This is a genomic window from Sinorhizobium glycinis, from assembly GCF_001651865.1.
Classification (GTDB): Bacteria; Pseudomonadota; Alphaproteobacteria; order Rhizobiales; family Rhizobiaceae; genus Sinorhizobium; species Sinorhizobium glycinis.
The window spans coordinates 1-22,551 of sequence record NZ_LPUX01000046.1 but is presented as its reverse complement, the minus strand read 5'-3'; the positions used below and the strand labels follow the sequence as shown (position 1 = coordinate 22,551).

24 protein-coding genes and 1 pseudogene are annotated in these 22,551 nt (G+C 63.6%); 13 read left to right on the top strand and 12 right to left on the bottom strand.

The annotated features are described in order from the left end of the window. On the top strand, positions 1–1,014 hold the full coding sequence (locus tag AU381_RS01455; protein ID WP_064240051.1) for a DUF2125 domain-containing protein: 1,014 nt from the start codon (positions 1–3) through the stop codon (positions 1,012–1,014). Between the two features lie 15 nt (positions 1,015–1,029). Here the strand turns inward: AU381_RS01455 and AU381_RS01450 are convergent, their stop codons facing one another. From AU381_RS01450 to AU381_RS01440, 3 genes are all read right to left on the bottom strand, one after another. Next, entirely contained in the window at positions 1,030–1,956 is a 927-nt protein-coding gene (locus tag AU381_RS01450; RefSeq protein WP_064240050.1) for a prephenate/arogenate dehydrogenase family protein, read from the bottom strand. Next, complete coding sequence (gene hisC, locus AU381_RS01445) at positions 1,953–3,056, bottom strand: histidinol-phosphate transaminase (protein ID WP_064240049.1); 1,104 nt, start codon at positions 3,054–3,056, stop codon at positions 1,953–1,955. The genes AU381_RS01450 and hisC overlap by 4 nt, the downstream gene beginning before the upstream one ends. Positions 3,057–3,359: 303 nt before the next feature. Next, entirely contained in the window at positions 3,360–4,124 is a 765-nt protein-coding gene (locus tag AU381_RS01440) for a class I SAM-dependent methyltransferase (RefSeq protein WP_064240048.1), read from the bottom strand. An 84-nt stretch (positions 4,125–4,208) separates the two neighbouring features. Here AU381_RS01440 and gloB point away from each other — a divergent pair, with 84 nt between their 5' ends. Both gloB and AU381_RS01430 read left to right on the top strand, forming a co-directional pair. Beyond that, positions 4,209–4,979 (top strand): hydroxyacylglutathione hydrolase, encoded by a 771-nt coding sequence (gene gloB, locus AU381_RS01435; protein ID WP_064240047.1) that lies wholly within the window; start codon positions 4,209–4,211, stop codon positions 4,977–4,979. Next, on the top strand, positions 4,979–5,425 hold the full coding sequence (locus tag AU381_RS01430) for a cupin domain-containing protein (protein ID WP_064240046.1): 447 nt from the start codon (positions 4,979–4,981) through the stop codon (positions 5,423–5,425). Before gloB ends, AU381_RS01430 begins: the two co-directional genes overlap by 1 nt. A 183-nt stretch (positions 5,426–5,608) precedes the next feature. Here the strand turns inward: AU381_RS01430 and yddG are convergent, their stop codons facing one another. Next, positions 5,609–6,499 (bottom strand): aromatic amino acid exporter YddG, encoded by an 891-nt coding sequence (gene yddG, locus AU381_RS01425; protein ID WP_064240045.1) that lies wholly within the window; start codon positions 6,497–6,499, stop codon positions 5,609–5,611. 139 nt (positions 6,500–6,638) lie between these two features. Next, complete coding sequence (locus tag AU381_RS01420) at positions 6,639–7,430, bottom strand: DUF3108 domain-containing protein (protein ID WP_064240044.1); 792 nt, start codon at positions 7,428–7,430, stop codon at positions 6,639–6,641. Between the two features lie 450 nt (positions 7,431–7,880). Here AU381_RS01420 and rpmB point away from each other — a divergent pair, with 450 nt between their 5' ends. Both rpmB and AU381_RS01410 read left to right on the top strand, forming a co-directional pair. Continuing rightward, entirely contained in the window at positions 7,881–8,171 is a 291-nt protein-coding gene (gene rpmB / locus AU381_RS01415; RefSeq protein ID WP_026616330.1) for a 50S ribosomal protein L28, read from the top strand. A gap of 142 nt (positions 8,172–8,313) precedes the next feature. Continuing rightward, positions 8,314–8,952 (top strand): VUT family protein, encoded by a 639-nt coding sequence (locus tag AU381_RS01410; protein WP_064240043.1) that lies wholly within the window; start codon positions 8,314–8,316, stop codon positions 8,950–8,952. Between the two features lie 101 nt (positions 8,953–9,053). Here the strand turns inward: AU381_RS01410 and AU381_RS01405 are convergent, their stop codons facing one another. The 4 genes from AU381_RS01405 to AU381_RS01390 form a co-directional block, all read right to left on the bottom strand. Continuing rightward, on the bottom strand, positions 9,054–10,055 hold the full coding sequence (locus AU381_RS01405) for an esterase-like activity of phytase family protein (protein ID WP_064240042.1): 1,002 nt from the start codon (positions 10,053–10,055) through the stop codon (positions 9,054–9,056). A gap of 199 nt (positions 10,056–10,254) precedes the next feature. Continuing rightward, positions 10,255–12,147 carry a cobaltochelatase subunit CobT gene (gene cobT / locus AU381_RS01400; RefSeq protein WP_064240041.1) on the bottom strand — a complete coding sequence of 631 codons (1,893 nt, stop codon included), beginning with the start codon at positions 12,145–12,147 and terminating at the stop codon, positions 10,255–10,257. Positions 12,148–12,179: 32 nt separating this feature from the next. Beyond that, positions 12,180–13,175, bottom strand: coding sequence for a cobaltochelatase subunit CobS (gene cobS / locus AU381_RS01395; protein ID WP_064240097.1), 996 nt, complete (start codon positions 13,173–13,175; stop codon positions 12,180–12,182). Between the two features lie 75 nt (positions 13,176–13,250). Next, positions 13,251–13,889 (bottom strand): J domain-containing protein, encoded by a 639-nt coding sequence (locus AU381_RS01390; RefSeq protein ID WP_064240040.1) that lies wholly within the window; start codon positions 13,887–13,889, stop codon positions 13,251–13,253. 123 nt (positions 13,890–14,012) lie between these two features. Between AU381_RS01390 and AU381_RS01385 the strand changes: the two genes are divergently transcribed. Next, the gene (locus AU381_RS01385; RefSeq protein WP_064240039.1) at positions 14,013–14,294 is read left to right on the top strand and encodes a BolA family protein; all 282 of its coding nucleotides are present in this window, start codon (positions 14,013–14,015) and stop codon (positions 14,292–14,294) included. 3 nt (positions 14,295–14,297) lie between these two features. Here AU381_RS01385 and AU381_RS01380 read toward each other — a convergent pair whose 3' ends face one another. The 3 genes from AU381_RS01380 to AU381_RS01370 are packed head-to-tail and all read right to left on the bottom strand — an operon-like array spanning position 14,298 to position 17,316. Beyond that, positions 14,298–15,605, bottom strand: coding sequence for an HlyC/CorC family transporter (locus AU381_RS01380; RefSeq protein WP_064240038.1), 1,308 nt, complete (start codon positions 15,603–15,605; stop codon positions 14,298–14,300). After that, positions 15,602–16,732: a 3-dehydroquinate synthase gene (gene aroB, locus AU381_RS01375; RefSeq protein WP_082909587.1), complete on the bottom strand. Its 1,131-nt coding sequence runs from the start codon at positions 16,730–16,732 to the stop codon at positions 15,602–15,604. Before aroB ends, AU381_RS01380 begins: the two co-directional genes overlap by 4 nt. Continuing rightward, complete coding sequence (locus tag AU381_RS01370; protein ID WP_064240037.1) at positions 16,729–17,316, bottom strand: shikimate kinase; 588 nt, start codon at positions 17,314–17,316, stop codon at positions 16,729–16,731. Before AU381_RS01370 ends, aroB begins: the two co-directional genes overlap by 4 nt. A 154-nt stretch (positions 17,317–17,470) precedes the next feature. Between AU381_RS01370 and AU381_RS30185 the strand changes: the two genes are divergently transcribed. From AU381_RS30185 to AU381_RS01340, 7 genes and pseudogenes are all read left to right on the top strand, one after another. After that, entirely contained in the window at positions 17,471–17,620 is a 150-nt protein-coding gene (locus AU381_RS30185; RefSeq protein WP_082909586.1) for a hypothetical protein, read from the top strand. Continuing rightward, positions 17,617–18,558: a site-specific tyrosine recombinase XerD gene (xerD, locus tag AU381_RS01365; RefSeq protein WP_064240036.1), complete on the top strand. Its 942-nt coding sequence runs from the start codon at positions 17,617–17,619 to the stop codon at positions 18,556–18,558. Before AU381_RS30185 ends, xerD begins: the two co-directional genes overlap by 4 nt. Before the next feature lie 63 nt (positions 18,559–18,621). Beyond that, positions 18,622–19,575: an acetyl-CoA carboxylase carboxyltransferase subunit alpha gene (locus AU381_RS01360; RefSeq protein ID WP_064240035.1), complete on the top strand. Its 954-nt coding sequence runs from the start codon at positions 18,622–18,624 to the stop codon at positions 19,573–19,575. A gap of 263 nt (positions 19,576–19,838) precedes the next feature. Next, entirely contained in the window at positions 19,839–21,266 is a 1,428-nt protein-coding gene (locus AU381_RS01355) for a L,D-transpeptidase family protein (RefSeq protein ID WP_064240034.1), read from the top strand. After that, positions 21,266–21,502 (top strand): sulfurtransferase TusA family protein, encoded by a 237-nt coding sequence (locus AU381_RS01350; protein ID WP_064240033.1) that lies wholly within the window; start codon positions 21,266–21,268, stop codon positions 21,500–21,502. The genes AU381_RS01355 and AU381_RS01350 overlap by 1 nt, the downstream gene beginning before the upstream one ends. 140 nt (positions 21,503–21,642) lie before the next feature. Further along, on the top strand, positions 21,643–22,125 hold the full coding sequence (locus tag AU381_RS01345) for a methyltransferase family protein (protein WP_064240032.1): 483 nt from the start codon (positions 21,643–21,645) through the stop codon (positions 22,123–22,125). A gap of 155 nt (positions 22,126–22,280) precedes the next feature. Next, positions 22,281–22,551, top strand: a pseudogene (locus AU381_RS01340) (hypothetical protein); the annotation flags it as partial.

Genomic DNA, 22,551 nt, shown 5'->3' with positions numbered 1-22,551 from the left:
ATGACGGTCACCGAGGTCGCCAAGGGACGGCCCGCCAGCAGGAAGTTTCTGTGGCTTGCAACGGGCATTATCCTTGTCGCCGGCATCTATTCCGGCGCGTGGTTCGTGGCCGCCGACCAGATCGAAAAACGGCTGCCGGCCTATCTGGCGGAAAAGCAGGCAAGCGGGCTCGGCGGCGAATGCACCGACCTGGAGGTGCGCGGCTTTCCGTTCCGGATCGGCCTCTTCTGCAACAAGGTGCGCCTCGACGACACTCGCCACGGCGCGTCCGCATCCTTCGGAGCCTTGAGGACGGCGGCACAGGTCTACCAGCCGGGACGCGCCGTCGTCGAACTCGACGGCCCCGCCGAAATCCGGGTCTCGCCCGGCATTTCCGTGTCCGCCGATTGGACGCTCCTCCATGCCAGTCTCGCAGCGACGTTCTCGGGTATCGACCGTACGTCGGTTGCCTATGACAATCTGACCGGTACCGTCCGCTCGCCAGAAATGGGCAAAGGCGTGGGCTTCGGCGCAAGCCACGGAGAAATCCATCTGCGCCAGAACGGCGAAGATCTCGACGCGGCGCTCAGCGTGGAAAAGCTGGATCTGCGCCCAGAGGAAGGTCCGAGCTTCGCCCCACCGGCCAACATCGCCGCCGATCTCAAGGTCACCGGCAAGGCCGAATGGCTGCGCGGCGGCACGATTGCCCCGCACATGCTGCGCAGCACAAGAGGCGAACTGCGCCAATTGACGCTGGACGCAGGGAGCGGAATGAACGCCAAGCTCTCGGGGCCCTTCTCGGTCGACGACCAGGGGCTTCTTTCGGGCGAATTCTCCCTGACCCTGGTGAATATCGACGCCTGGCGCGAGAACCTGGTGAAAGCCGTCCCCGAGGAGGCTGACCTCATCAACAACATCGCCAACGTGTTGGCGGCGCTCGCGGCCGGCAAGAACGAGGCGACCGTCAAGCTCAATGTGCGCGACGGCACCGCCTTCCTGGCTTTCGTTCCGATCGGTGTACTGCCCGCCCTTTGAACCGGGCGGTCAGGTCTATTTCTGGTCCATGGCATGCCGGCCGAAGTCCGGCATCGCCGTATCCTGGCCGGCCTGGATGATCGAGCGGCGGATCGCCCGCGTGCGGGCGAAGAGATCGAACAGCTTGTCGCCGTCGCCCCAGCGGATAGCACGCTGCAGCGAGGCGAGGTCCTCGGAGAACCGCGCCAGCATCTCGAGGATCGCATCCTTGTTGTGCAGGCATACGTCGCGCCACATGGTCGGGTCGGAGGCGGCAAGACGGGTGAAATCGCGGAAGCCCGAGGCCGAATATTTGATCACCTCGGATTCAGTCACGGTTGCTAGATCGTCCGCCGTGCCGACAATGTTATAGGCGATGATGTGCGGCAGGTGCGAAACGATCGCCAGCACCTTGTCGTGATGCTCCGGATCCATCTCATCGACCATCGAGCCGAGCGCTTCCCAGAAGAGCCTGAGCTTGGCGACTGCCTGCTCGTCCGTGCCCGGAGGGGGCGTCAGGATGCACCAGCGGCCGCGGAAAAGTCCGGCGAAGCCCGCATCCGGACCGGAGTGCTCTGTACCGGCGATCGGGTGACCGGGCACAAAATGCACGGTATCCGGCAGATGCGGAGCCATCTGCGCGATCACCGAGCCCTTCGTCGAACCGACATCGGTGACAATCGCCCCGGGCTTCAAATGCGCGGCGATTTCGGCGGCCACAGCCCCCGAGGCTCCGACCGGCACGGAGACGATGACGAGATCGGCATCCTTCACCGCCTCGGCGGCCGAAAGCGTGTAGCGATGCCCGAGGCCGAGCTCACCGGCGCGCTTCAAGGTGGCTTCGCTGCGCGTGGCAACGACGATCGTTCCGGCAAGCTGCCTGTCGAGGATATCCCGCGCGATCGACGAGCCGATCAGGCCGATGCCGATAAGGGCGATGGTTTCGAACTGCTGAGCCATCATTTCCGTCCCATGAATTCGGTTAGCGCCGCGATCACGCCCTCGTTCGCCTCTTGCGAACCGATGGTCATGCGCAGCGCATTGGGAAAGCCGTAGGCGCTGACGGCACGCAGGATAAACCCGCGGCCGGTCAGGAATGCATCCGCTTCCTCGGCCGATTTGGCACCGGTTTCCGGGAAATGAATGAGCACGAAGTTGGTGACCGACGGCGTGATGCGCAGCCCGATCGCCGTCAGCGCTTCACTCACCCTGGCCAGCCAGACGAGGTTGTGTTCGACAGCCGCGGCGAGGAAGGCCTGGTCCCGGATCGCCGCGCCTGCCGCAATCGCCGGCGCATTGAGGTTGAAGGGACCGCGCACGCGGTCCACGGCCTCGACGACCTGGCGCGGCGCATACATCCAGCCGATCCGCAGGCCGGCGAGGCCGTGGATCTTCGAGAAGGTGCGCGTCATCACGACGTTGCAGTTGGACGAAACCAGCTCGATTCCCGCCTCGTAATCGTTGCGCCGGACATATTCGGCGTAGGCCGCATCCAGCACGAGCAGAACGCCGGCCGATAGCCTGGCATGCAGGCGCCGCACCTCGTCGACGGGGATATAGGTCCCCGTCGGGTTGGCCGGATTGGCGATGAAGACGATCTTCGTCCGCTCGGTGACAGCAGCGAGGATCGCGTCCACGTCGACGCGCGCATCCGCCTCCCTGACCGTCACCGGCGTGCCGCCCGCGGCCGTGATCTGAATCTTGTAGACGAGAAATCCGTGCTCGGTGACGATTCCCTCGTCGCCGGGACCGAGATAGGTGTGGCAGAGGAGTCCGAGCAGTTCGTCCGAGCCGTTGCCGCAGAGAATATTGGCCGGGTTGAGACCGTGAACCGCGGCGATCGCCTCCTTGAGCACGCGGGCCTGCCCGTCCGGATAGCGCTCGAGGTTGAACGCCGTCCGCTGGAATGCCTCGATTGCACGCGGGCTCGCGCCGAGCGGCGTCTCGTTCGACGACAGCTTATGAACCTTCGCCACGCCCGGCGCACGTTCCCTGCCGGGCACATAGGCGGCGATGTCCAGAATGCCGGGACGTGGCTCAGGGCTCTTCAAGGCAAGGTTCATCGGATCGGCTTTCGCGGGGAAGAATGCGGTCCAGCCAATACCGGGGCGGAGCAAATTTGTCGAGTGCGACGTGGCGGCCTGGATGCGGGCGAACCAAAAGTCGGTGGCTTATTTTGCCCCTCATCCGCCTGCCGGCACCTTCTCCCCGCGAGCGGGGCGAAGGGGGGACTCGCGGCGACGCTCTGCCAGACTGCGCGCACACGCTGACGGTTAGAGTGAGTGGCCGCCGCTTGTCCCTTCTCCCCGTCAGAACGGGGAGAAGGTACCGGCAGGCGTATGAGGGGCAATCAGAACCGAAATAGCTCACGGCGTCTTCGTCGCTCGACTGCGGGTGCTCGGCACACCATGCGGTGCGAGCACCGGAACGAAGACGCGGCGGGAAGCGCGGGCGGCGACGGGCAATCCCTGATAGAGCCGTTTCTGCGCCTCGACGATGATCACCCCGGAAAAGACAGGCCATAGCGAGCGACCGAAACGCTCGACGCCGTGACGCAGGCGCAGGATCATCTTCCTCCTGGAAGGCGGGAAGAAGAGCGCCTCGGAACTGGCTCCCGGCGTGAAGTTCGTCTCGCGCAATAGCGCCGTCAGTTGCCCCCGCGAATAGGGCCGCCCCGAGCCGAAGGGGGTGTGCTCCATTCGCGCCCAGACGCCGCGGCGGTTCGGCACCACGATGACCAGCCGCCCGCCGGGAGCGAGGACGCGCCAGATCTCCTTCATCGTCTCGCGCGGGCTTTCGGCGAATTCCAGTGCATGCACCATCAGCACCCGGTCGATCGAGGCATCCGGCAGCGGCAACTCCTCGTCGAAAACGAGTGCCGTGGAGGAGAGCTCGGCAACCGGCCAGTTCACCGCGCCTTGGCCGGCCGGCATGAAGGCGAAGGTCCGCTCGGTATCGGCGCGGAAACGCTCCAGATAGGGAACCGCATAGCCGAGCCCGACCAACCGCTCTTCCGGCAGCCTTGCCCAGACGGAAGCGAGCGCCATGCTGACGGCCTGTTCCGCCATCCGGCCGAGCTCGGAATGATAGAATTGGCGGAGATCGACGATATCTGTATGCATGCGCAACATGTTAGCCTTGGAACGGTAGACTTCAAGGCGAGGCCCGCTACATTCGGCTGGACCTGCCGCATGCTCCAATGGGAGAACCAAGCCATGGCCGCGCTCGAACTTGACCTCTTCCTCTGCCGTACCGACAATTTCGGTGTGCTGATCCACGATCCCGAAAGCGGCGCGACGGCGTCGATCGATGCGCCGGAGGAGCAGCCGATCCTCGAGGCGCTGGAGCGGCGTGGCTGGCGGCTTACCCACATCCTGACCACCCATCACCACGGAGACCACGTGGCGGCGAATGTGGGCCTGAAGGAGCGCTTCGGCGTGACGATCATCGGACCGAAGGGCGAGGCATCGAAGATTCCGGGCATCGACAGGAAAGTAAGCCATGGCGAACGCTTCGACTTCGCCGGCCATCCGGTCGAGGTGATCGAAACCCCGGGACATACCGCGGGGCATATCTCTTTTCATCTGCCCGAAGACAAATTGCTCTTCGCCGCCGACACGCTCTTTGCGCTCGGCTGCGGGCGGTTGTTCGAAGGAACGGCCGAGACGATGTGGCAATCGCTGAACCGGCTGATGGCGCTTCCCGACGACACGTCCGTCTATTTCGGCCACGAATACACGCTCTCGAATGCCCATTTCGCCGTGACGATCGATCCGGAAAACGCGGCGCTCAAGGACCGCGCCGCCGAGATCGAGGAAACCCGCTCGGACGGCGGCTTCACTGCGCCGACGACGATCGGCCTCGAGAAAAGGACGAACCCGTTCTTGCGCGCCGGCGATCCGAAAATCCGCGCTCGTCTCGGGATGGAGAAGGCGAGCGATGCCGCCGTCTTCGCCGAGATCCGCAAGCGCAAGGACAATTTCTGATGAGCGCCCCGCGGGAGATGACGGCGGCAACGATCATCGAAACGCTGGGGCTCGCCAGGCATCCGGAAGGTGGCTGGTATGCCGAAACCTTCCGCGATGCGGACGGCGGATCGCGCGGTCATTCGACGGCGATCTATTATCTGCTCGAAAAGGGTGATCGATCGCATTGGCACCGCGTTCGCGACGCGGTAGAGATCTGGCACCACTACGCCGGGGCAACGCTCGAACTCAGAATAGCCGAACCGGACAAGCCTGCATCGCGGCATAGACTCGGGCCGGACCTTCTCAACGGCGAGCGGCCGCAGCATCTCGTTCCAGCCGATTGGTGGCAATCGGCCGTCTCGCTCGGAGACTGGACGCTCGTCGGCTGCACGGTTGCGCCGGGTTTCGATTTTTCCGCTTTCGAAATGGCCGCACCGGAGTGGCAGCCGCCTGAGGACGGGTAGAATAAAGAGCGTCCGTCGATTTGCCCCTCATCCGGCCTGCCGGCCACCTTCTCCCCGCAGGCAAGGCGAAGGGGACTCGCCGCAGCGCTCCACCGCCCAAAATCCCCTCTCCCCGCGAGCGGGGAGAGGGCTATCCTCAGGTTATACCCGAGGAGAGGGCATCTCGCACGTGTTGATTGCAGGCTACTCCGCCGCTTGCGCCGCTTCCCGGCGCCTGCGGAAAATCATCTCCTTCGCCGCGAGCAAGGCGCCGCCGGTCACAAGCAGGCAGGCCGCCGCGATTCGCCAGGACAGCTCGGCGAAGCCGAACAGGATGAGGATCAAGGTCGAGAGGACCGGCGCCGCATAGCTCGCGACCCCCAGGAACTGGATGTCGCCGTTCTTGACGCCGTAGTCCCACGCATAGAAGGCCGCGCCGACCGGCAGGAGTCCAAGACCCGCCACCGCGAGCCATTCGAATGGCGTCTGCGGCCAGACGGTCGCCTCGAGGCCGAGATGGCAGAGGAAGGAGAGAATCGAGGTCGCCAGGCAAAAGCCGGTCACCACGTCGGTCGATACCGCCCCGAATCGCCGGGTGATCAGCGAATAGCCGGACCAGGTGAAGGCGCAGAGGAAAGCGGCCCCGTAGCCGAGCGTATAGGCCTCGTCGAAGGCGACGCCATTGCGCGCCACGATCAGGATGGTGCCGGAAAGCCCCGCAAGCGCGCCGGCGACATGGTACCAGCGAAGCCTCTCACCAGGCAGCAGCGCCGAGCCGACGACGATCAGAAGCGGCCAGAGATAGGCGATCAGGCCTGCCTCCACGGCCGGGGCATTCCGAAGTGCGGTGAAATAGAGAAAATGGTAGCCGAATAGGCCGGCAATGCCGGTAATCCAGACCTTGGCCGGCTGTTTCAGAAGCGCGGGGCGCTCGGGCTTCGACGCCAATACGATGACCCCCGGCAAGCTGCCGATGAGGAAGCAGATCGCCGAAAGCTGGAACGGCGGCACCTTACCGGAGGCGGCCGTGAAGAGCGCCAGCAACGACCACATCAGGATTGCGGAAAAGCCGACCAGCGTTGCCTTGAATTTCATTCCACTCCCCTCAGTCCGCCTGCCCTATGAATCCTAGCGGGTAGCGGAGCGGCCGCCACGAGGCGGGCCCGGCCTTCAACTTGTCATTGATCTACCGCGCCGTCACGATTCCCGAAAGAGACGATTCGGCTCGGTTCGACTACCCGCCGAACCGCGTGGCGGACACGGTCACCGGACCGATCTTGGTCGGTATGCGGACGTAGACGGGGGCATAGACATCGACGGAATCAGACTTGGCGAACCACATTTCCATCGTTTCCAGGCGGCGCAGATATTCGACGTCCTCGCGACCCTTCTTGTATCCCGCCTTCGGCACGAACCGGACGCCGCAGACGATGACCTCGCCGTCAAAGCCCCTGGTCTTGAAGTTCCGCGTCCCCTTGGCCGACAGCTTTATGTCGAGCCGCGATTCGCCGTCGAAGATCGGTAGCGTATTGGGGCAGACGCGGGTTTTCGCCGGAATGATCAGCCCGGATAGGGGATCGAGCACGTTGCGCATGTCGCGGCTCGTCACGGGCACCCAGTTCTTCGGCAACGGGGTGCGCTTCGGGACCATGCTTGCGCGCACCACATTGCCGTTGCGGAAGCTGACGCTGATCGCGCGCGCCTTCTTTCCGCTGCGATAGGACATCGAATATTGGGTCGCTCGGAGGCGGTCGCGGCCGATCAGGCCGGAAACCCGGGTCTGGCCGGAGGTCGGGCTGATGATGTTCACCAAGCCGGCCGAATTCAACGTTCCTGAGATTGTGTAGCGATTCTGATCGACCTCGGTGTGAAACGAGGCCCGCGCCAGCGGCAAGCCGGCAAGCGCTATGCTGTAGTCCGTTTGATGTTGGATTTCCGCAGCGAAGCAGGTTGTGGAAAACATCGCGGCGACCAGGAGTGCCGGCACGCGAAAACCTATGCGCGACGTCATTCCCGACAGCACCATTCTTACTCTCCCGCAAGGTTGCGCGGATCGGAATCGGTCTAGGGAAAAAACCATGCAGCAGCTCAAAGTGTTTACAGCGTCACGTGCATCTGAAATACGCCCGGCGCTGCATTGTCGCAATCCCCTGAGATGCAGGGGGTTTGCGGCATTTCTGCGCCTGGTTCGTCAAAATCATCCGGCGAAGCGGGTGTCATTGACCGATACCTGCCTACGCCTGAGGTGAGATAGCGCAGCTCGGGCCGGCCGGAAAGATGACGGGTCGCAATCGCGCTGAAGTTTTGCTACTCGCTCGGAAGCGCCGGATTTTCAGGAAAGCACAGGTTTGGCTTGACTGGCGGCCTATCACTGACTATAGAACCGCGACTTTCCAATAATGGCCTGTAGGAACGCGGCCTGGGCTCAGGGCCCGCTACCGCATTGTCCGGCGGCGATAAAGAAAATAGGTGTACCATGTCCCGTAGTTGCGAATTGACCGGCAAGGGCGTCCAGTCGGGTCACAATGTGAGCCACGCCAACAACAAGACGAAGCGCAAGTTCCTGCCGAACCTGTGCAATGTCACGCTGATTTCCGATGCGCTCGGCCAGCGCTTCCGCCTGCGCGTCTCCGCTGCGGCTCTCCGTTCGGTCGAACACCGCGGCGGTCTCGACGCCTTCCTGCTGAAGGCTGACGAGAACGAACTGAGCATGCGCGCCCGCCTGCTGCGCCGCCAGATCGTCAAGAAGGTTGCCGAAGCCGCCTGATCGGCGCAGTCACCTTCCCGAAGACGGCTTGAAAAGGCTTGCGGGTCCGTCCGGCAAGCCTTTTTCTCGTGCTCGGTATTCATCGACCGGATGCCCGCCTCCGGCAGGACCCTCGCACTGGTGGCATCACCCAGGTTAAAAAATGCTGATCAACCGCACGTTCTTTGTCTATGTCGCTCTGATGACCCTGGTGGTCGTCGCGTCGAATTTTCTGGTGCAGTATCCCCTGCCCGGCTCGATCGCCGGCATGCAGCTCGGCGACCTGCTGACCTGGGGCGCTTTCAGCTATCCCTTCGCTTTCCTCGTCACGGACCTCACCAACCGCCATTTCGGCCCGCGCATCGCGCGCCGCGTCGTTGTCGCCGGCTTCGTCGTCGCGGTCGCGCTTTCCTTCTTCGCCGCAACGCCGCGCATCGCGATCGCCTCGGGCACTGCCTTCCTGCTCGGCCAGCTTCTCGACATTTCGGTGTTCAACCGGCTGCGGCGCCAGACCTGGTGGCGCGCGCCGCTCGCCGGGTCGCTGATCGGCTCGGGCCTCGACACGGCGATGTTCTTCTCCTTCGCCTTCTCGCCGTTCTTCGTCTTCCTCGGTCCGAACGACAGCTTCGCGCTGGAAGCCGCGCCGCTCCTCGGCCTCATCGCCCACGAAGCGCCGCGCTGGATTTCCTGGGCACTCGGCGATCTTGCCGTAAAGATCCTGTGCGGCATCGTCCTGCTGCTGCCCTATGGCGCGCTGATGAGCGTCATCAAACCGATGCCGGCGGCCAACGCCACCGCATGATTTTTGCAAGGCCGATTTGGCCTCGATTGGAAGCGGGCGAGGAAAAGTGGGCGCGGTTTCCCTCAACGCCCGCCAAAGCGCGCACTCTTGGGCGACATGCATTAGTTGGAATAGTCGTCTCTCAGTCGGAACTCGAGCATCAGGTTGCGCTCGAGGATCGAGTGATTGTCGTCGGAAACGAGGATCACCCGCATCTCGCCATCGGGCCGGACGACCACATCGAGCCCCTCCATGTTGTCGATCTGGTAGCTCATATCGGCTTCGAGCAGCACCTCGCCGTCGACCACGGCGCCCGGGCGGATATCGGCGGCGACGATCCGGCGGATGCGCATGCCGAGGCCCGAGGCAAAATTGAAGCGGCGTTCCAGGATGAGCAGATCCCCATTCGGCAGGAACGCGCCGTCGGTCACCGCATAGGGATCATGACGCACGACCGCGAACGCGCCCTGCATCGGTCCGTCGAGGATACCGGCCAGGAGATTGCCGGACGCATCTACGCTGCGCTCTGCGACGATCACTGCAGCGCCGGCGAGCGGTCCATCCTTCGGCGCAACTGCAACCGTCTCCAAGCCGGCATTGCTGCGCAGCTCCTCGACCGGAAAGGGCAGGCTCATCTTGCCCATGGGCTTTGAGGCGGCAAAGCCCGGATCGGGATAGACGTCGACCCGCGCCGCCTGCTCGAAGCTGACGATCACCGCGCCGTCGCTGAGCGCCAATCCTTCGGAATCCACCTTCCATTTTTCGAGCTGAGCCCCGCCATTGCCATCGGTCATCGCGGTGATGGCAAGGTCGGTCAGCCCCTGAAGCCTGCCCGCCCCGTCCCGAACGACGGCGCCCTCGACCCAATGCCCGGTATCGAGGACCGCGACGAAGGATTGGCCACCGGGCCTGAAGCGGATCGCCGACATAGCCCCGAACAGCGCATTGGGCGACGTCATTTCGATACCGCCGATGAATTCGAGCTTGCCGAAGGTCCTTGCGTCGGAACCGACCTTGAACTCAGAGATCTGCCGGCTTCGGATCGGAACGATCTCACACGGTGCTTCCGCCGCGGCGACGGTGGATGCCAACAGGAAGAGAACGGCAAGGGTTCGGCGAAGCATTTCGAGGCATGACCTTCCAAAGGGGCAACGCAGGCGCTGACGGACAGGCCGCCTCTTACAGCGCCGCGCGTCCAGTCGGACGCGCTAAGGTCGCTGTAGCATTTTGAACTACTGCATGATTTTGTCCTCAAATCGATTCCGATTTGCGGAATCATGCAGTAGCAGATGATGGACATACGGGCGAATTTGCGGCGTTGGATCAGCCGGCCCGGCGCAGGCGTCCGACGCGGCCGTGCCTCTCCTCCTCGAAGAGGGCGGCAAGCTGCTCCGTCATGGCACCGGCCAGTTCATCCGCATCGACGATCGTCACGGCGCGGCGATAATACCGCGTCACGTCGTGACCGATGCCGATCGCCAGAAGCTCGACCGGCGAACGCGTCTCGATCTGTTCGATGACGGCGCGCAGGTGACGCTCGAGATAGTTGCCCGCGTTCACCGACAGGGTGGAGTCGTCGACCGGCGCGCCGTCCGAGATCATCATCAGGATGCGGCGCTGTTCCGGCCGACCGAGAAGGCGGTCGTGCGCCCACATCAGCGCCTCGCCGTCGATATTCTCCTTGAGCAGGCCCTCGCGCATCATCAGGCCGAGATTGCGGCGCGCTCGGCGCCAGGGAGCGTCGGCCGACTTGTAGACGATGTGGCGCAGATCGTTGAGGCGACCCGGCGACTGCGGCTTGCCGCCGGCAAGCCATTTTTCGCGCGATTGCCCGCCCTTCCAGGCCTTGGTGGTGAAGCCGAGGATCTCGACCTTGACACCGCAGCGCTCCAGCGTGCGGGCGAGAATGTCCGCGCAGGTAGCGGCAACGGTGATCGGCCGCCCGCGCATCGAGCCGGAATTGTCGATCAGCAGCGTCACGACGGTGTCGCGGAAGGTCGTATCCTTCTCCCGCTTGAAGGAAAGCGGCTGCATCGGATCGATGATGACCCGCTGCAGACGGGCGGTATCGAGGAATCCTTCCTCGAGATCGAACTCCCAGGACCGGTTCTGCTGCGCCATCAGCCGCCGCTGCAGGCGGTTGGCAAGGCGGCCGACGGCCCCTTGCAGATGGGCGAGCTGCTTGTCGAGGAAGGCGCGCAGGCGGTCGAGCTCCGCCTCGTCGCAAAGCTCCTCGGCCGTGATGGTCTCGTCGAACTCGCGCGTAAAGACCGCGTAGTCGACCTTTTCGTTCAAATCCGCGAAAGGGTGGTTCGGGCGCTTGACCTCCCCGGGTGTTTCGCTGTCCTCGTCGCCCTCGTCCTGGAGATCGTCGTCGGAGATCTCGGCGCCGTCCATCTCGCCTTCTTCCATCTGCTCCTCGGCAGACTGGTTTTCGTCGGCGGGGGCGGCATCGGAGCCCTCCTCCTCTTCGCTGGCGCTCTCGTCCTGCTCCTGGCTGCGCGGCTGGTCCTCGTCGGTCTCGCTTTCCTGCTCGTCGGGCTCGATATCGTCCTCGCCATACTTCTCGGCGACATCCATCGAAGCGAGCATGTCGCGCACGACGCGGGCGAAGGCCTGCTGGTCATTGATCGTCGCAGGCAGGTTGCCGATGTCGGCGGAAGCCTTCTGCTCGATGAAATCGCGCCAGAGATCGAGCACCTTGCCGGCCGAAGCCGGCGGCTTCTTGCCGGTCAGCTTCTCGCGCACCAGTAGCGCCACCGCCTCTTCGAGCGGTGCGTCCGCCTGGGCTTCGATGGCGCCGAAATTGGCCTTGGCATATTTCTCCTCGAGCATGGAGGAGAGATTGTCGGCAACGCCGGGCATCCGGGTCGCCCCGATCGCCTCGACGCGCGCCTGCTCGACGGCATCGAAGATCGCCCGCGCATCGGCGCCCTGCGGCGACATGGTCGCATGGATGCGGTCGTTGTGGCACGCCTTGCGCAGCGCCATCGAGTCGCCCAGGCCGCGGGCGACCGCGAGCTCGTGCCTTGTCGGACGCTTCGAAAGCTCGGGCAGGCGGATGCGCTCACCGGTCATTCCGGGGCGCTCGTTCGCAAAGGCGATTTCGAGCTCCGCATCCCCGGCGATCGACCGGACGCAGCCGGAAAGCGCCCGCTTGAACGGTTCGGCGGCGTTCTCCCTCGTTTGCGGCTTCGCCTTTGAATTCGAGCTCACGACAGTTCCTTGTTCAGCTTAAGACGAAGCGATCAGGCTGTCGCTTCCAGCACGATATTGGCGGCGCTTTCCTTGAGTTCGACACCAAAGGCACGCTGGTAATGCTCGGCGACCAACGCCCGCTCCAGCTCGTCGCACTTGTTGAGGAAGGTCACCCGGAAGGCGAAGGGGATGTCGCCGAAGATATGGGCGTTCTCGGCCCAGGTGATCACCGTGCGCGGGCTCATGACGGTCGAGAGATCCCCGTTGATGAAGGCGGCGCGGGTCAGATCGGCGACGCGCACCATCTTTGACACGGTCTCGCGGCCCTTGTTGGCCGTGAAGGCCTTCACCTTGGCGGCGACGATGTCGACTTCCTTGTCGTGCGGCAAGTAGTTGAGCGCCGTCACGATCGACCAGCGGTCCATCTGCGCCTGGTTGATCTGCTGCGTGCCGTGATAAAGGCCTGTCGTGTCGCCGAGGCCGATCGTGTTGGCGGTGGCAAACAGGCGGAAAGCCGGGTGCGGGCGGATGACGCGGCTCTGGTCGAGAAGGGTCAGCCGGCCGGAGGATTCCAGCACCCGCTGGATGACGAACATGACGTCCGGACGGCCCGCATCATATTCATCGAAGACAAGCGCGACATTGTGCTGATAGGCCCAGGGCAGGATGCCGTCCTTGAATTCGGTGATCTGCAGCCCGTCCTTGACGACGATTGCATCCTTGCCGACGAGATCGATACGGCTGACATGGCTATCGAGGTTGATGCGCACGCAGGGCCAGTTGAGCCGCGATGCCACCTGCTCGATATGGGTCGACTTGCCGGTCCCGTGATAGCCGGAAACCATCACGCGCCGGTTGTGGGCAAAGCCTGCGAGAATGGCAAGTGTCGTTTCCCGGTCGAAAAGATAATCGGGATCGAGATCGGGCACATAGGCATCGCCCTTCGAATAGGCGGGAACGCGCAGATCCGTATCAATGCCGAAGACCTCCCGGACCGATATCGTCGTGTCGGGGAGGTTGGAAATGTCGAGGTCAATCTTGCTCATCATGTCTCCAGAGCGGCCGCCGGACGGCAGCCGCGCATTCGCCTGCAAAAGTGTTTTCTGTCTTAATCCGCGTTGTTAGCAGAAACCAGCCTGTTTTAACAATTGATAGGCTTGAATCACGGCCCGAAAACGGTCCTCCGAGCCCCTGTCTCCGCCATTCGCATCGGGGTGGTGTTTCTTGACGAGATCCTTGTAGGCGGCCTTGATATCGGCTGAGGTCGCCGAGGCGGCAAGCCCGAGCGTTTCGAAGGCTTTAGCCTCCATCGTCTTCAGCTTGCGCAGCCGCGGTTCGTGCCGCTGCGATCGGGCGCGCGCCTCGTTGAAGAAGCCGAACGGATCCCGCATGCGCGCCTGGGCGCCGGCGCTGCCGGAGCGCATCTGCGATTGCGTCGGACCGTTGCGGGCATTCTTGTTGACGCCGACCGTCCAGGTGGGGCGATGCCCGGTTACCGCTTCCTTCTGATAACGCGCGATCTCCGTGTCCGAGAGCCCGGAGAAATAGTTGTACCCCTTGTTGTACTCCTTCACGTGCTCGAAGCAGAACATGAAATATTCGCCCTCGGCATTGCGGCCGACGGGAGCCCGATGCACGCCCCTCTGGTCGCAACCGTCCCACTGGCACATAGGCGCAGACGGCTCGACGCGCGCCTCTGCTCCCTTGGGGCGCGTACGGATGCGATCGAAGTATTTTGAATCGAGCTTCATGGCGCCCATTATGGGGTTTGCGACCGGTCACAACAAGAATTGACAAAGCGGAATGTTGCTGGCTTTGTGCGCGCATTTTGCATCGTCGGCGCCTCTCGGCCGCACCAGCAAACAGGGAAATGGGACGGAACAATGTCGCTGCAAAGCCGCATCGAAGCGAAGCTCGAGGAAGCCTTCCATCCCGAACGGCTGATGGTGATCAACGAAAGCCACCTGCACGCCGGCCACCAGCCGGGTTTCGACGGCGGCGGCGAGACCCACATGCGCATCCGGATCGTGTCCAGCGCCTTTGCCGGCATGAGCCGTGTGGCGCGCCACCGGGCGATCAACGACCTCCTGAAGCCAGAGCTCGACGCCGGGCTTCACGCGCTGGCAGTCGAGCCCGCCGCGCCCGGCGAGCCGACGCGCTGGTAGGTCTTAGAGTCCTGCCGACTCACTCTCAGCCGGTCGGATGCGCAGCTTGGTGATCCTGTTCTTCACCCTTTTCATAACGGTGAAGCGCTTGCCGTAAAAAGTGAAAGCCTGCCGCTCCTCCGGGATGCTCTTGGCTTCATGGATCACGAGGCCGGCGACCGTGGTCGCCTCCTCGTCCGGCAGCGACCAGTCGAGCGCCCGGTTGAGGTCGCGGATCGGCACGGACCCGTCGACGACGATCGAACCGTCGGCTTCCTGGCGGACACCTTGGATGTCGAGATCGTGCTCGTCGGCAATGTCGCCGACGATCTCCTCGAGGATGTCTTCGAGCGTGACGAGGCCCTGAACCTGGCCGTATTCGTCGACGACGATCGCAAGATGCAGCTTGCGCCTGAGGAAGGCGTTGAGCTGATCCTTGAGATTGGTCGTGTCCGGCACGAACCACGGCTTCTGGGCGATCCTGACGATGTCGATGGTGTGCGGCTCGACACCCGGCTCGGCGAGCGCTCTCTGGAGATCCTTGGAATGGACGACGCCGATGATGTTGTCGGTCGAGCCGCGCCACAGCGGCAGGCGCGTGAAGGGACTTCCGAGGATTTCCCGGACGCAGACCTCCGGCGGCTCCTCCGCATTGACCGCCTGCATGGCGGTGCGGTGTATCATGATGTCGGATACTTCGAGCTCGCCGAGGTCGAGCACGCCGCCTAGCCGGTCGCGATCCGCCTTGACCACCGCCCCTTCCCGATGCAGCAGGTCGACGGCACCGCGCAGTTCCTCCTGGGCCGAAAGCATCGGCCTGTCGGAGGAAACATTCACGCCGGAGAGGTTCAGGAGCCGGCGCACGATCCCGTTTATGAGCGCCGACACCGGGCCGGCGACCGCCACGAAACGCCTTACCATGGGCGCCACGGCAAGCGCGAAGCGATCAGGCGAGGCGATCGCCCAGCTCTTCGGCAGCACCTCGCAGAAGAGAACGAGCAGCACGGTCATGCTGATCGTGGCGACCAGCACGGCGAAATTGCCGACGAGGCCGATCAGCAGGCTCGTCGTGAGCGAGGTGGCAAGAATGATGACGAGGTTGTTGCCGAGAAGCAGCGTTCCAACCAACCGGTCACGCCGCTCGATCAGCCGATTGACAAGGCCGGCGCGCCGATCGCCATTGCTCTCGAGCGTGTGCATGCGCGCCCTGGAGGTGGCGGTCAAGGCCGCCTCCGAACCGGAGAAAAACGCCGAAAGGAGCAGAAGGCAGATGACGGCGAGGAGAGCCAACCAGTGCTCCGCCAAGAATAGCCATACCGCCTCGGCGCTCATCGCGGGTGTTTTTCCTCAAGGAAGCCAAGCACCTCGGAAGCCGGAACGTCGTCCGCGACGAAGGACTGGCCGATGCCTCTCGTCAGGATGAAGGTGAGCTTGCCGCCCTTGACCTTCTTGTCCTGGGCGATCGCCTCCATCAGCCGCGCGGCCGGCGGGAGATCGCCGGGGATGTCGGCCATGCGCGTCGGCAATCCGACGGCCTTGAGATGCGTTTCGACGCGCCGTGCGTCGTCCGGACTTGCGAGGTTCATCCGGGCGGAGAACTCGTGCGCCAGCACCATGCCGATCGCAACGCCCTCCCCATGCACGAGCCGGCGGCTGTCATATTCGGTCGCCGCCTCCAGGGCGTGGCCGAAGGTATGTCCGAGATTGAGCAGCGCGCGCAGGCCGTTCTCGCGCTCGTCAGCCGCGACGACGTCGGCCTTGGCCTGGCAACTGACCGCGATCGCCTCGATACGAGCGTCCCCCCCGGCAAAGACCGCCTGCCAGTTGCGCTCGAGCCAATCGAAGAATTCCGGCTTGTCGATCAGGCCGTATTTCGCAACCTCGGCATAGCCGGCGCGGAATTCGCGCGGGCTGAGCGTATCGAGCACGTCCGTGTCGGCGAGCACAAGATCCGGCTGGTGGAACACGCCGATCAGGTTCTTGCCGTGCGGCGAGTTGATGCCGGTCTTTCCGCCGACGGAGGAATCGACCTGCGCCAGAAGCGAGGTCGGGATCTGGATGAAGCGCGAGCCGCGCCGGACAATGCCGGCGGCAAAGCCGGTCAGATCGCCGATCACGCCGCCGCCAAGTGCGATCACCGCGTCGTTGCGCTCGATTTTCGCCGCGAGAACGGCGTCGCAGACAGGGATCAGATGTTCGAAGCTCTTTGTCTTCTCGCCTGCCGGGAGGACGAGCGAGACCGCCTCGATGCCGCTCTCATTCAGGCTCGCCATCAGCGGCTCCAGATAGCGCGGCGCCACGTTTTCATCCGTGATGACCGCCATCCTGCGGCCCTTGAGGCGGGAAGCGATTTCCCTGCCTGCCGCGGCGATCAGGCCGGGGCCGATGAGGATGTCATAGGAGCGGTCTCCGAGGTTCACCCGGACCTTGCGCTCGGAAGGCATCACATGGTTCATCATGGCATTTCGACTTTCTTGCAGTCGGCGATGGCGGCGAGGACCTCCTCGACCATCGTTTCCTTTTTCACGTCGCGCGAGAGGACCACGAGATCCGCCTCGGCATAGATCGGATAGCGCGCCCGCATGAGGTTCTCGAGCGTCTGCTTCGGGTTTTCCGTCTTGAGCAGCGGTCGGGTGTCGCGCTTGTTCACCCGCTCCCACAGCACGTCGAGATCCGCATTCAGCCAGACGGTCAGCCCGCCCTTCTTGATCTGCCGGCGGGAGCGCTCGTTGATATAGGCGCCGCCGCCGGTCGAAACCACCCGCGGGCCCGACCGCAACAGCCGCTTCAGCACCCGCGCCTCCAGCGCCCGGAACTCCTCTTCGCCATAGGCCGCGAAGAGCTCGCTTACCGTCATGCGCGACACCCGCTCGATCTCATGGTCGGAATCGACGAAGGGAATGCCGAGCGCCTGGGCGGTCAGCCGACCGATCGCCGATTTTCCCGCCCCCATCAGGCCGATGAATATGAGGTTGCGCTTACCGAGAGCGAGCTTCGCCCGTTCGGCGAGCGTCGCGGAATCCGGTTCGGTCACGTCGTTCATTAGCCGTCATAATCCCCATTCCCTTTCGGTATCGACAAATCGGCCGGGGGCGTCAAGTCGTCGCGCGCCTGCGCCACGCTTCTTGAACTTGCCGGACGAGCCGTTCATATAGACCACGGTCCGCTATGGCGTCACCCGCGTGCTGGAGACTGAAATGCCAACCCTGTTCCGGTTCCTGTTCTTCTGCGCAGTGGCGGCCGGCATGATCTATGGAACCATGGTGGCCCTCGTCACTTTCGTCGAGCCGGTGGAGCGGGACGTGACGGTGCGCATTCCGTCCGAACGGGTCAACAAGCCGCAATGACGGATCTTTCGGAGGCCCACCTCGAAGCGTTCCTGGAAATGATGAGCGCCGAGCGGGGTGCGGCGGTCAACACGCTGCAATCCTACGAACGCGATCTCAGGGACGCACGCTCCTTCCTGCGCTCCTCAGGGACGCGGCTCAACGCTGCCACCGCCGACGATCTGAGACGCTATCTGTCGCACCTCGCCGGCGAGGGCTTCAAGTCTTCCTCCCAGGCACGCCGGCTGTCGGCGCTCCGGCAATTCTATAAGTTCCTCTATGCCGAGGGACTGCGCGGCGACGACCCGACCGGCATTCTCGACGCGCCCAAGAAGGCGCGCGCCCTGCCGAAGACGCTCAGCATCGACGACGTCACCCGGTTGATCGGCCAGGCCGAGGCGGAGGCCGCCTCCGGCGGCGAGGACGCCTTCGCGAAACTACGCATGCACGCATTGATCGAGCTTCTCTATGCAACCGGCATGCGCGTCAGCGAGCTCGTGTCGCTGCCCGCAAGCGTGCTCGCGCAGAACGGCCGCTTCCTGGTGATCCGCGGCAAGGGAAACAAGGAAAGGCTCGTACCGCTGTCGCAGGCGGCGATCCGCGCCATGCGGACCTACGGCGACGCGCTGCGCAGGAGAGCGGCGGAAGCGGAAAGCCTCTGGCTGTTCCCCTCCTCCGGCAAATCCGGCCATCTGCCGCGCCAGGTCTTCGCCCGCGATCTCAAGAGCCTCGCGGCGCGCGCCGGCATCAGGGTCGCGGCGATCTCGCCGCACGTGCTGCGCCATGCCTTCGCCAGCCATCTGCTGGCCAATGGCGCCGACCTTCGCGCCGTGCAGGAACTGCTCGGACATTCGGACATTTCGACGACACAAATCTATACCCATGTGCTCGAAGAGCGGCTGCACGAGCTGGTGCAAAACCACCACCCCCTTGCCAAACAGGCGAAAAAACAGGATTAGGACCGGCGGACAGGTTGGCTTTGCCGGGCGGTCCTTGTCGCAAAACGATCGGAAACGCATCTCATGCACAACTATCTCGACTTCGAAAAACCCATCTCTGATCTCGAGGGCAAGATCCTCGAATTGAAGAAGCTTGCCGGCGAAGACGAGAGCGTGAACACGTCCGACGAGATCGCCCGGCTCGAGGGACGCGTTCGCGATGCGATGGCGGAGATCTATTCCAAGCTGTCGCCCTGGCAGAAGACGCAGGTCGCGCGCCACCCGTCGCGCCCGCATTTCCTCGACTATGCCGCGGAGCTCTTTACCGAGTTCACACCGCTTGCAGGCGATCGCAACTTCGCCAATGACGATGCCATCCAGGCGGGCCTCGCGCGGTTTCGCGGCTCGCCGGTCGCCGTCATCGGCCAGGAAAAGGGCAACGACACCAAGTCGCGCATCAAGCACAATTTCGGTAGCCCGCGCCCCGAGGGCTACCGCAAGGCGGTTCGCGTCATGGAGATGGCCGATCGGTTCGGCCTGCCGCTGATCACGTTGGTCGACACCGCCGGCGCCTATCCCGGCGTTAATGCCGAGGAGCGTGGCCAGGCCGAGGCGATCGCCCGCTCGACCGAAATGTGCCTCAACGTCAAGGTGCCGATCGTCACCGTGGTGATCGGCGAAGGCGGCTCCGGCGGCGCGATCGCGATCGCTACCGGCAACCGCGTCTTTATGCTGGAGCATGCGATCTACAGCGTCATCTCGCCGGAGGGTGCGGCCTCCATTCTATGGCGCGACTCGACGCGCGCGAAAGAGGCGGCCAGCAACATGAAGATCACCGCCGAGGACCTGAAGTCGCTCGGCGTCATCGACGGCATCATTCCCGAACCGGTCGGGGGCGCCCACCGCGATCCGCAGGCCGTGATCGGCCGCACCGGCACGGTCATCGCCGACGCGCTGAAGGAGCTCTCCGGACGCAATGGCGACGAATTGCGGGCCGACCGCCGGCAGAAATACCTGAATATCGGCCGCAATCTCTGAGCGGAGAAGGAAAAGCGATAGCGGCGCATTCCTGCCCGGAGCCCAGGATTAACCATTGCGATCAAATTGCCACGCCCGACAACCGGAAATCGGACTGTGGCCAAATCTTGGCCATATTCATGAGGTCATGAGAAACGGCCGTTCGCAGGGGGCGCCTGCACGGTTAAGATTTCGTGAAGAATAATGACTTACTGATTCGTTGACACCTCTCCTCGCGGATGAGGCATGCACGGATGGAATGTGGCTAGAACGGGCTTTTGCCGATGCGTTTCAGGAATCTTGTTTTCACCGCCGCCATTGCAGCCACGCTCGCCGGCTGCACCAACGAAACGCTCGATTCGGTCAACCTCTCCTCCGTCAAGAACAAGACGGAATACCAGCTGTCTGGCAAGATGGTCAGCAAGATGAGCGAGCTGGGGATGCAGAAGACGTCCCCGATCCTGTTGCGCATCTTCAAGGAAGAGGGAACGCTCGAGGTCTGGAAGGCGAATACGTCAAGCCGCTTCCAGCTTCTGAAGAGCTACAAGATCTGCGCCTGGTCCGGTAAGCTCGGCCCAAAGGTGAAGGAGGGCGATCGCCAGGCGCCGGAGGGCTTCTATCCGCTCTACCCGCATCAGATGAATCCCAATTCGAACTACTATCTGGCGATCAATACCGGCTTTCCCAATACCTATGACAAGGCGAACGGCCGCAGCGGCACGCATCTGATGATCCACGGCGCCTGCTCCTCGTCAGGCTGCTACTCGATGACCGACGAGCAGATCATCGAAATCTTCGCTCTGGCCCGCGACGCCTTCAAGGGCGGGCAGGAAAACGTCCAGCTGCAGGCCTTCCCCTTCCGGATGACGGCGGAGAACATGGCCCGCCACCGGGACAATCCGAATATCGAATTCTGGAAGATGCTGAAAGTCGGCTACGACCAGTTCGAAGTGACCAAACGGCCGCCGCAAGTCAATGTCTGCGAGAGAAGATACGTCTTCAACCAGCAGACCGACGGCACCTTCAATGCCGCCGGTCAGTGCCCCGCCATGTCGACGCCGCCAGCCTTGCAAGTGGCGATGGCGAACTTCGACAAGGATTATCAGCGCGACTATGACAAGGCGCTGAAGAAATTCGACGGCATGGTCTGGTATGAACCAAGCGAAGCGGAGCGCAAGGCTATCGTCGCCGAGCAGCGCAAGGGCCGCGAGCTCGCCTATGCGCCGACAGGCACGTCGCTCGACGCCGGCAAGCTGATGAAGGTGAGCGACCTTGAAGAGCGGCTCGCCGAGCAGAAGGAGGCCGAAGAGGCCAAGCAGGCGGCGCTGATCCAGAAGGAGGCGCTGGAGAAGGCGACTCGTGACGGGAAAGCGGTGCCTGTGCCGCAGCAGAGCCCGATCGAACGTCCTGTTCAACAGGCGGCGCTGCAGACGGCGCCCGCCAGGAAATCCTTCTGGAACCTGTTCTCGAAGGGTGAGCCCGAGGCGCAGGCGACGGCAACCGTGAACGCGACACCCGCGGAGCAGGGCGCAGCCCAGCCGGCGGCTCAGCAGCCCGCAGCGGCTGAGCAACCCGCCACCGGCCAACAACAGGCAGCCGCGCCGACCGGGGCCGATCCCCAGGTGGCCACCGCTCCTGCAGCCGGCGGCGAGACGGCGCCGGTGGAACAGCCTCCGAAAAAGCGCCCATTCTGGAAGATCTGGGGCAATTGATGCCGGACGAGCCAAGGACCGTCTACGATTTGAGGGGGCTGAAATGCCCCCTTCCCGTTTTGAAGACGCGCAAACGCATGGAGACGCTCGCGCCCGGCACGCTCATCGAGATCGAGACGACCGATCCCCTGGCGGTGATTGACATTCCGCATTTCTGCAACGAAGACGGGCACCGGCTTGAGAAGGCCGAGCCGGCCGATGGCGGCCATCGCTTCGTCATTCGTAAGAAGGTATAACCGACCGGCGACAGCACTGCGGCCTTACAGCCGCATTCGGCATCCCTCACTCGGCGCCGGCTCATCGCGTCCTCCACCAACCGGGGCCTCCAAGGCCGTTGGAATTCTTGCTATGATCCCGAACTGAGACGGGCGGTAGGATGCATGAGGCAAATGGCAGTTTCCGCGATAGCTCCGGTGCGGTGGTACGGCCACCGATCGCCTGGGCAATTGCGGCCGCGGCTGGGCTCGTGCTCGACGTCCTTTACCCGCTGCCGTTCCTGCCGCCGGCCGTGCCGGCCGCCTGGCTGGGCGCCAGCCTGTTCCTCGCCGGCCTCGCACTCCTGATCTGGGCGGCCGCGACGTTCCGGCGGGCGGGTACGCATATCCAGACCGTCGAGCCGACGACGGCGATCGTCGAAGAGGGGCCTTACCGCTACAGCCGTAACCCGATCTACATCGGCATGTTTCTCGGCCTGATCGGTCTCGCCCTCGGCTTCGACAGCCTCTGGCTCCTCACCATGCTGGTGCCGTTCTACATTGTCATCCGTTACGGCGTGGTCGCCCGTGAAGAAGCCTATCTTGAGCGCAAGTTCGGCGACGTCTACCGCAGCTACAAGAGCCGTGTCCGCCGCTGGCTGTAGCGCTGGCAGCGCAAGGCGTATCCTATCCTTCGGTGCTGCACGGTCTTTCCACCAGCGTTCGACGCCGGCACGCCGCTATACTCCGAATTCTGCAGGAAAAATCGCCTGATCGCGCATCCGTTATCCACTTGACGCGAAAGACTGGCGAAGTCCCGTTGCGGCGATCGAAAGCCGTCGATATCCGACTGCGGATTGAAGCAGGCTGGATTGGGAAATCGTCGATCGCAACCACCTACAGGCGCGTCGCTTCTTCGAAGAACGCGGTCACTGACGGTGTGATCGGCGGCTACGCCTGGACATCGAAGACGCTGACCTTCGGGTTCACCAAGCAGGACATCGACAAGAACGGCATAGACGATTTCGCGGAGGGAGACTGGAAGGACTTCTATCGCGAGATGTTCGCGGACATCGCGGCCTGCATCAACG